Origin of the sequence: Klebsiella sp. 4_1_44FAA, from assembly GCF_000238715.1 — a bacterium.
Lineage (GTDB): Bacteria > Pseudomonadota > Gammaproteobacteria > Enterobacterales > Enterobacteriaceae > Klebsiella > Klebsiella pneumoniae.
Genome location: NZ_JH414866.1, coordinates 1 through 584 on the forward strand (window position 1 = coordinate 1; position 584 = coordinate 584).

Genomic DNA, 584 nt, shown 5'->3' on the forward strand with positions numbered 1-584 from the left:
CCTTTTCTTCAATATAGCAATTATACTGTACTTTTATTATTTTTCCAACCATTTTATTGTAAAATACCACTCCTTCCTTTATAGTATTAGGGAGAACACTTATTTTTATAAAAGATAAATTGGAGGAACACTATGAAAAAGAATGCAGTTGTAGGACAATCTGGCGGACCGACTGCCGTTATCAACGCAAGCCTTTACGGGACTGTATACGAAGCATTAAACCGCGAAGACGAGATTGGCACTGTTTATGGGATGATAAATGGAATTGAAGGATTTTTAAATGATCAGGTCATGGACATGGCACCACTGGAAGAATCAAAAAGAACTGGAACTGATCCGTACCACCCCCGGCTCATATCTTGGCTCCTGCCGATACAAGCTTCCTGAAGATCTCAACGATCCGGTTTATCCACAGCTTTTTGCACGCTTCGAAGCATACAACATCGGATATTTCTTCTACATCGGAGGCAATGATTCCATGGATACTGTCAGCAAGCTTTCCCGCTATGCCGAAAAAATCAGCAGCAACATCCGTGTGATCGGAATTCCAAAAACAATTGATAATGACCTTGTCGAGACAGATC

1 protein-coding gene is annotated in these 584 nt (G+C 40.8%); it reads left to right on the plus strand.

All coding sequences use genetic code 11. From position 1 onward, the window contains the following. Window positions 1-280: 280 nt before the first annotated feature. The coding region (locus HMPREF1024_RS29915; protein ID WP_009310194.1) for a 6-phosphofructokinase at window positions 281-584 on the plus strand (304 nt) is incomplete at its 3' end.